This window comes from Lactococcus sp. S47, from assembly GCF_016517475.1.
Classification (GTDB): Bacteria; Bacillota; Bacilli; order Lactobacillales; family Streptococcaceae; genus Lactococcus; species Lactococcus lactis.
On sequence record NZ_JACVUB010000013.1, the window covers coordinates 26040 to 35124 of the forward strand.

The 9085-nt window shown below is 36.7% G+C and carries 6 protein-coding genes; 4 read left to right on the plus strand and 2 right to left on the minus strand.

Annotated features, from left to right (window positions below; genetic code table 11):
• Positions 1-16 precede the first annotated feature (16 nt).
• A complete protein-coding gene (adhE, locus tag IAE52_RS10925; RefSeq protein ID WP_003132664.1) occupies positions 17-2728 on the minus strand; it encodes a bifunctional acetaldehyde-CoA/alcohol dehydrogenase in 2712 nt (903 codons plus the stop codon).
• A 231-nt stretch (positions 2729-2959) separates the two neighbouring features.
• On the minus strand, positions 2960-3985 hold the full coding sequence (locus tag IAE52_RS10930) for a lactonase family protein (RefSeq protein WP_010906341.1): 1026 nt from the start codon (positions 3983-3985) through the stop codon (positions 2960-2962).
• Between the two features lie 358 nt (positions 3986-4343).
• On the opposite strand from IAE52_RS10930, the gene rpsB reads away from it, so the two are divergent.
• The 4 genes from rpsB (at position 4344) to IAE52_RS10950 (ending at position 8945) form a co-directional block, all read left to right on the plus strand.
• The gene (rpsB, locus tag IAE52_RS10935; RefSeq protein WP_011836067.1) at positions 4344-5111 is read left to right on the plus strand and encodes a 30S ribosomal protein S2; all 768 of its coding nucleotides are present in this window, start codon (positions 4344-4346) and stop codon (positions 5109-5111) included.
• A gap of 122 nt (positions 5112-5233) precedes the next feature.
• Positions 5234-6262: a translation elongation factor Ts gene (tsf, locus tag IAE52_RS10940; protein WP_015427183.1), complete on the plus strand. Its 1029-nt coding sequence runs from the start codon at positions 5234-5236 to the stop codon at positions 6260-6262.
• A 204-nt stretch (positions 6263-6466) separates the two neighbouring features.
• Positions 6467-8197 carry a septation ring formation regulator EzrA gene (ezrA, locus tag IAE52_RS10945; protein ID WP_003132670.1) on the plus strand — a complete coding sequence of 577 codons (1731 nt, stop codon included), beginning with the start codon at positions 6467-6469 and terminating at the stop codon, positions 8195-8197.
• A 256-nt stretch (positions 8198-8453) separates the two neighbouring features.
• Positions 8454-8945 carry a hypothetical protein gene (locus tag IAE52_RS10950; protein ID WP_012898637.1) on the plus strand — a complete coding sequence of 164 codons (492 nt, stop codon included), beginning with the start codon at positions 8454-8456 and terminating at the stop codon, positions 8943-8945.
• The last annotated feature ends 140 nt before the right edge of the window (positions 8946-9085 follow it).

Genomic DNA, 9085 nt, shown 5'->3' on the forward strand with positions numbered 1-9085 from the left:
CAATAGATGATTAGTATTAGTATTGATCTAACAACAACTGTTTAATCTCATCAATTCTTGGTTGACGAGGATTAGCAGGAGTACATTGATCATCATAAACAAGGTCAGCCAATTTATCAAGTTCACGTTCAAGGTGAGCTTTATCGACACCATTTCCTGAAAGGGTGATATTAATATCAATGCTATCAGTCAATTTTTTAAGTTCAGCAACCAGAGCTTGCACAGCTTTTTCATCTGAATCATCTTTACCAGCAAATCCCATAAAGCGTGAAATTTCAGCATAGTCCTCTTGAGCACGATATGTTTCATAACGTGGGTAAGGGGTACGTTTAACGTTTCCTGTTACAGCGTTAAATTTAATGACATGTGGCATAGCAATGGCGATGGCAAGACCATGAGGAAGTCCAAATTCACCACCAATTTTATGAGCAAGTGAGTGGTTAATTCCAAGGAAAGCATTAGCGAAGGCCATACCAGCGAGTGTTGCAGCATTGTGCATGTTTTCGCGGGCTTTTTGTCCTTCTTTAGTTGGATGCGCTGGGTCATATTGATAAGACTCAGTCAAGTTTTCAAAGATGAGTTTGATCGCTTGAAGTGAAATTGGTTTTGTATAGTCAGAAGACATAACAGAAACGTAAGATTCAAGCGCGTGTGACATCGCATCAATACCAGACCAAGAAACAGTACGTTTTGGTACAGTCATAACAAACTCAGGGTCGACAATGGCAACTTGTGGTGTTAATTGGTAGTCAGCAAGTGGGTACTTAACATGAGTTTCATCATCAGTGATAACTGCAAATGGAGTCACTTCAGAACCAGTACCAGAAGTAGTAGGAATTGCAACCATTTGTGCTTTATGTGGATGGTAGAATTTAATAATACGTTTACGAATATCGACAAATTTTTGAGCTAATTCTTGGAAAAGTTCTTTCAAACTTGCATCATCAGAAAGGTCAGCTTCACCACGAGCATCATATTCATAAATCAAACGACCAATCTTACCAGCATCGAGAGCAGAACCACCACCAAGACAGATGACAGTGTCAGGCTCAAATTGTTTCATTTGACGAGCGATTGCAATTGCTTCGCTCAAAGTTGGGTCAGGTTGAACAGAGCCATAAATGCTTGTTTCAACTTGAGTTGGGCGGATAGCAAGTTGTTCCAAAACTTTATCAACGAAACCAAATTTAACCATACCAGGGTCAGCAACGATGAAAGCTTTGTGAACGTGTGGCAATTCTTGTAAGTAAGAAATTGCATTTTTTTCGTAGTAAATTTCTTTTGGCAAACGAACCCATTGTGGGCGATTACGACGTTTAGCCACTGTTTTAACATTCAATAGATCGTATGTACTCAAATTGTGTGAAAGTGAATTTTTCCCCCATGAACCAGTTCCAAGTGTAAGTGATGGACGCATTGCATCAGTATAGATATCTCCGACCCCACCAATAGAATCTGGTTGGTTAACGAGGATACGAGAAGCTTCAACTTTTTCGCCATATTCTTTAACGAATGGATCATCCATTGCACCGATTTGAATTGCAGCATTATGTCCAGCACCTTGATAAGCAAGTAAGCTACGTACAATCTCAATTCCTTCTTCACGTGTTTCAGCTTTGTAGATTGAAAGCAAAGGAGAAAGTTTTTCAGAAGAAAGTGCTTCACCAATATTTTTCTTATCAAGTTCAAAAAGAAGGACATCTTTATCTTTAGGAACTTTGACACCAGCTTGTTCAGCAATCCATTGACCAGAACGACCGGCAACAGGACCAGTTACTCCAAAACCTTCACCAGCACGTTCAACAAAAACGAAACTTTCAATAGCTTTGTAGTCTTTTTTAGGAACCATATAAGCGCCTTGTTCTTGCATTTTAGCAATAAATTCATCATAAACTGAAGCATCAATAACAGCTGAATTTTCAGTGGCACAAATCATCCCATTATCAAAACGTTTTGAAAGCAAAAGGTCTTCAACGGCACGTTCAATATTTGCAGTTGCATCAACATAAACAGCACCATTACCAGCTCCAACACCGAGTGAAGGGTTACCAGATTTGAGTGCGGCGTTTACCATTCCTGGGCCACCAGTTGCAAGGATTGTTGCAAGTCCACGGTTTTGAATCAAGGCGGTAGTCATGTCAAGACTTGGTACTTCAATCCATTGAATAAAGTCTTCCGGTGCACCAGCTTCAATTGCAGCATCGTAAACAATTTTTGCTGCATGGCTTGAACATTTTTGAGCTTGTGGGTGGAAAGCGAAAACAATAGCATTACGTGTTTTTGCAGTCAATAAAGATTTAAAGATTGCTGTTGATGTTGGATTAGTTGTTGGAACGATACCAGCAAGTACACCGAGAGGGCTTGCGATTTCAACAGATCCAGCAACCTTGTTTTCAGAAATGACACCAACAGTTTTGTCATTTTTAATTGCGTTATAAACAGATTCAGAAGCAAAGTGGTTTTTGGTATCTTTGTCTTCGACAACACCACGACCAGTTTCGTTAACGGCTTCATGAGCGAGTTCTAGAGAATGTTTGCTTGCTGCAAGAGCCATTGCAGCGACAATAGTATCGACTTGAGTTTGTGTATATCCTTCAAATTTAAGAACAGCAGCTTGTGCTTTTTTGACTAATTTGTCAGTATAAGCAACAGCTTCTTGGAATTTTGCGGCTTTTTCTTCAGCGCTTAAAACTTTCTTTGCAGCTGGAGCGGCTTTTTTAGTTGCCATATTTGTAGGTTCTCCTTTGTGATTTCATTCACTTTCTTTTACGTGAATAGTTTAACAAAGTTTTTTATAGATGTCAAGCAATATTGTGATAATTTTTACAAAAATACTCATCAAAAGTTTAGAAAACGGTTTATAACAAGCTTTACTGAAGAAAAAAAGATTGCTAATTCTTTGAGAGAAATTAGCAATCTTTTTTAGTTTATCAGTCAAACTTTGTGAAAAAATAAATTTTTATAGTGGTAAAACACAAGTGATTTCAGGAGCGTAAAAATCTTTTTGTTCCAAAGTTAAAGTACCGGTTTTTTTATCTCGCAAGAAAAGAGATAAATTATCAGATTCTTGATGAGCGACAATGATATAATCTTCAGTTTTGTTGAAATTAAAATCGCGAGGGATATGACCTTCAGTATTTGTCCAGCCAATAGTTTCAAGTTTTGTACCAAGAGGACTTACTTTGTAAGTTGTCAAAGAATCATGTCCACGATTAGAAGTATAGAGGAATTTACCGTCAGATGAAATACGGATGGCAGCAACACCATTTGCTCCATGATAATCTTCAGGTAGGGTGCTAATTGTTTGAAGACGAGCAAAGCGTCCTTTTTCTTCATTGTAACTTAAAACTTCAATTGTTGAATTTAACTCTCCAACCAAATAAGCGATTTTACCATTTGGATGGAAAGTAATATGACGAGCACCCATTCCTTTTTCTGCCCGATAAATTGTAGCAATATTGAGTTTACCTTCACCAATGACATCATAAACAGTGACTTCATCTGTTCCCAAATCACAGGTGACAAGTCGTCCGTCAGGAGTCAAATCAGAATAATGAACGTGTGAGCTAGCTTGTTCAGGACGTGGTCCAGAACCGGTATGTTTTACTGTATCCGTTAATCGGAGTGAGCCATTAGCTTGAATCTTATAAACACGAACTTCTCCAAGATGATAGTTCGCTCCGTAAACTAATTGTCGCGCTTCGTCCACGGCAACATAGCAGAGTGGAGCTCCCGTGGTTGTGACATTTCCGAGATGAGTAGCAGTTTCGCCATCAAAATCAAAGGCGGCGATTCCTCCACCATTACTATCTGCTGCACAAGTATAGAGGTGTCCCTTTTCATCGAGAGTGATATAAGTAGGGTTTTGAACCGCAGCGACTTCATTTAATGATGATAATTCAGCAGCTTTAGTGTCCAAAAGAACACTATATACGCCTTTAGATACACGTTTTGTATAGCCGCCTAAAAGGATTTTTTCTTTCATATTTCTCTCCTCACAAACTAATTTATTTACTATAATTATTTTATCACAAAAAAAGCGGTTTCAGCAAAAATATTAATTTTTTCTTAGAAAAAAAATTTAAAAACTTACTCTTTTAGTGATTATAGAGCCTAAATTAACAATTAAATTTGTCAGACAATAGGAGTGGCTAGAAAAATAGATTTATTGAACAATAGAAGCATGAATAGATACTTGCAAAAATAGGTCAAACAATGTATAATGATAGAGTTGCTATGCAACCATCTCGCATTTCGTCTCGACAAAGTCGTAGTGTACGCAAGTATTGCGGCTGCGGATGACAGATGAAAGAGGAAAAACTATTTTAAAAGGAGACATTAACATGTCAGTTATTTCAATGAAACAACTTCTTGAAGCTGGTGTTCACTTCGGTCACCAAACTCGTCGTTGGAACCCAAAAATGAAACCATACATCTTCACAGAACGTAATGGTATTCACGTTATCGACCTTCAAAAAACTGTAAAACTTGTTGACGATGCTTACAACTATGTAAAAAACGCTTCACAAGAAGGTGCAGTAGTTCTTTTTGTTGGTACTAAAAAACAAGCTGCAGAAGCAGTTAAAGAAGAAGCTCTCCGCGCTGGTCAATACTACGTAAACCACCGTTGGTTGGGTGGTATGCTCACTAACTGGAACACTATCCAAACACGTGTGACACGCCTTAAAGAAATCAACAAAATGGAAGAAGAAGGAACTTTCGAAGTTTTACCTAAGAAAGAAGTAGTTCTTCTTAACAAAGAACGCGAACGCCTTGAAAAATTCATCGGTGGTATCGCTGATATGCCTCGTATTCCAGATGTTATGTACATCGTTGACCCACATGCTGAACAAATCGCAGTTAAAGAAGCTAAAACTTTGGGAATCCCAGTTGTAGCAATGGTTGACACAAACGCAGATCCAGAACCAATCGACGTAGTTATTCCTGCAAATGATGATGCTATCCGTGCTGTTAAATTGATTACAGCTAAAATGGCAGACGCTATCATCGAAGGACGTCAAGGTGAAGATGCAGCGGAAGATTTCGTAGCAGAAGAAGCAGCTTCAGAAGAATCACTTGAAGAACTTGCTGAAATCGTTGAAGGTAAATAATTTTAACTTCAACTTATACTAATTAAGTAACTACAACAGGCGAGGCCTTACGCCTCGCCTGTTTTTTTTAAATAAAACTACTGTCAATACTGACAGAAAAAAACACATAGGAGATTTACAAAATGGCAGTAACAGCAGCTCAAGTAAAAGAATTACGTGAAAAAACTGGTGCAGGAATCATGGACGCTAAACGCGCTCTTGTTGAAACTGACGGAAATATGGAAGCGGCAGCAGAACTTCTTCGTGAAAAAGGGATTGCGAAAGCAGCTAAAAAAGCTGATCGTGTAGCCGCTGAAGGACTTACAGGAATTGCTGTAAACGGAAATGTTGCAGCGATTGTTGAATTGAACTCAGAAACAGACTTCGTAGCTAAAAATGATCAATTTGTTGCCTTGGTTAAAGAAACAGCAGAACTTATTGCGTCTAAAAAACCAGCAACTAACGAAGAAGCATTGGCACTTGAAACAGCTTCAGGTATTACTCTTGAAGCAGAACTTGTTCAAGCGACTGCTACAATCGGAGAAAAAATTACTTTCCGTCGTTTTGCAGTAATTGAAAAAACAGATGCTCAACACTTTGGAGCTTACCAACATAACGGTGGTAAAATTGGGGTTGTTTCTGTCGTTGAAGGTGCAGATGAAACACTTGCTAAACAACTATCAATGCATATCGCTGCAATGAACCCTACTGTTCTTTCAGCTGATGAACTTGATTCAGAATTTGTTAAAGCTGAATTAGCACAAATGAACCACAAAATTGATGAAGACAACGCTAGCCGTGTACTTGTTAACAAACCAGAACTTCCACACCATGAATTTGGTTCTAAGAGCCAATTAACAGAAGAAGTTCTTGCAGCAGCGAAAGCTTCATTTGAAGAAGAACTTAAAGCTGAAGGAAAACCAGAAAAAATCTGGGACAAAATTCTTCCAGGTAAAATGGCTAAATTCATCGTTGACAATACAAAAGTTGACCAACAATTTGCTCTTCTTGCACAACTTTACATCATGGATGACAGCAAAACAGTCGAAGCTTTCCTTGAATCAAAAGGAGCTAAAGCAATTGCATTCACACGTTTTGAAGTTGGTGAAGGAATTGAAAAAGCTGAAACAGACTTTGCAGCAGAAGTTGAAGCAGCAAAAGCAGGACTTTAATTTAATTAAAAAGCAGCCTCTAGAGGTTGCTTTTTTTATTTTGAAAATAAAAAAGGGCTTTTCGGTTAGAAAACTAAGAAAATAGTGTATTTCTTTGACGCATTATGCTATAATTATATTTGAGATTTTCTATCTATTTAAAATCTATCTAACCTAAGTAATTAAACTATTTTTAAGTAATTAAATCATTTTATGGAGTAAAGCATGTCAAGTACTGTCATTATCCTCATTGTTGTCTTATTAGTTATTCTCGTAGCCTTTTATGCTTTTGCAATATTAATGCGAAAGAAAACAGAAGACCGTATACTAGCCTTAGAAGAGCGAAAGGAATCGCTTTTCGATTTGCCTGTTCAAGAAGAAATTGATTCTGTTAAAAAAATGCATCTCGTCGGACAATCGCAAACGATTTTCCGTGAATGGAACCAAAAATGGCTTGACTTATCATCAAATTCTTTTGCTGATTTGGAAGAACATATTTTTGAAGCTGAACAATTAAACGATTCATTCCATTTTTTCCGTGCTCGTGAATCTGTAGCGGATAGTGAGGCACAAATTGAATTAATGGAAGGTGATGTCGAAGGAATTCGTCAAGGTGTTGCTCAACTTGTTGAACAAGAAAAGCGTAATTCAAATAAAATTCAAGAATCCCTTGATTTATATGATAACTTACGTAGCGATATTGCTGACAATGCAGATTTGTATGGAACAGTTATTACTGAACTTGAAAAACATTTAGCCAATATCGAAACAGAATTTTCTCAGTTTGTAACGCTAAACTCAACAGGTGATCCGATTGAAGCGGCTGAAGTTTTGGAGACTGCTGAAGAACATACGATTGCTTTACGTGCAATTACAGAGCAAATTCCATCATTTATTAAAACAATTGAAAAAGATGTTCCTAAACGACTTGAAGAATTGCAAGAAGCGAGTGATAAATTCGTTGCAGAAGAATACATTCTTCCCGATAATGTCAACATTAAAGAAAGAATGGATGATTTACATGATCATCTCGTTGAAAGTAGTTCATTATTAGAACAATTTGAACTAGATCGAGTAGAAGCTGAACTTGGTTTAATTCAAGAAAAAGTTGAAGAACTTTATGCTATTTTTGAAAGAGAATATAGCGCACGTCGAAATGTTGAAAAACGTTCATCAGTTCTCAAAGAATATATTGAACATATCAGAGCAAATAATAAAAATCTTCTCCTTGAAATTGACCATGTTACACAAGCCTATATCCTTTCTGGGAACGAAAAAGGATATGTTAGAGGTTATCAAGAACATTTAGAATCTCTTGACTCAGATGTTGATGAAATTCTAGGAAATATTCAAGCTAAAACAATGCCTTACTCAATTCTTTCACGTAGAGTAAATTCAGTAGTCAATGCGCTTGAAGATATTGAGAAGAACCAAATTAAGATTAGTGATACCCTTACAGGACTCAGAGATGAAGAAAGAGCAGCTCAAGAAATTGCAGAACGCTTTGATTCTGAACTTCGTACAATAAAACGTTATGTTGAAAAATGTAATCTCCCTGGACTTCCTAAAGATTATCTCGACTTGTTCTTCACAACAGGAGATCGAGTACAAAATCTGTTCAAAGAATTAGGACGAGTTAGAATCAACATTGATACAATTAATCATCTTGTTGACGTAAGCACTGAAGATATGCATGTTTTAAAAGAAGCAACGACTAATTTGACTGACCATGCGGTATTAGCTGAACAATTGATTCAATATGCTAATCGGTATAAAGCTGCAAATGAACAAGTAGCACAAGGGATCTCAAGAGCGCTTCAATTATTTGAAAACAGCCGTGACTATGATGGTTCATTTGATGAAATTTCAAAAACTCTAGAACTTGTAGAACCAGGTGCAGCTTCTAGAATTTCAGGAGTTTATTTTAAAAATAAACCTACTCCTGATTACTTATAAAATAAAAAAGCAAGGTAAATAGCCTTGCTTTTATTTATTGGGTTATAAATTCTGAATATTCGCATAATATCGTTAGGTAAAACACGTAAAAATTATTATAATGTAATAAAAGCCATAAAAATGTCTTGGAAGGATAGATATGAAAATAGCTCATTATAATAAGATGCTCCCTGACTGTTTATTAGATATACACTCGCCGCCTTCTATCATCTTACTAATTAATCAAATAAAGATAATATAAAAGGAGAACTTTCCAATGACATATTACTTGGAAGAAGAGGATTTTGAAAATCTGTTTTCAGAAATGAAACCTATAGTTATGAAATTAATGAAACAAATTCGCATTAGAACATGGAAAATAGAGGATTATCTTCAAGAGGGGATGATTATTTTACATCTTCTATTAGAAGAGCAGAGCGATGGTCAAAAGCTGCATACAAAATTTAAGGTAAAGTATCATCAAAGATTAATAGATGAATTAAGACGAAGTTATGCAAAGAAACGAAGCCATGACCATTTTATAGGTTTAGATGTTTATGAATGCTCAGACTGGATAAATTCAGGTGATACTAGTCCAGATAATGAAGTGGTCTTCAATCATTTGCTGGCAGAAGTATATGAAGGTTTGAGCGCACATTATCAAGACTTACTACTTCGACAAATGCGAGGAGAAGAACTAACTCGCATGCAACGGTATCGCCTTCGTGAAAAAATAAAGGCCATCTTATTTTCAGAAGACGAAGAGTGAAGAGGAATTCCCTATTTTAATAAAAATAGGGAGTTTTTTGATAAGAGAAGAAAAAAGCAAGTTAAAAAAAACTAATTTTTTTAATTTACCAAAGCTAGTGGTGGCATGAAATAAAGCGAATACAGGAGAGGGAAAAAGCG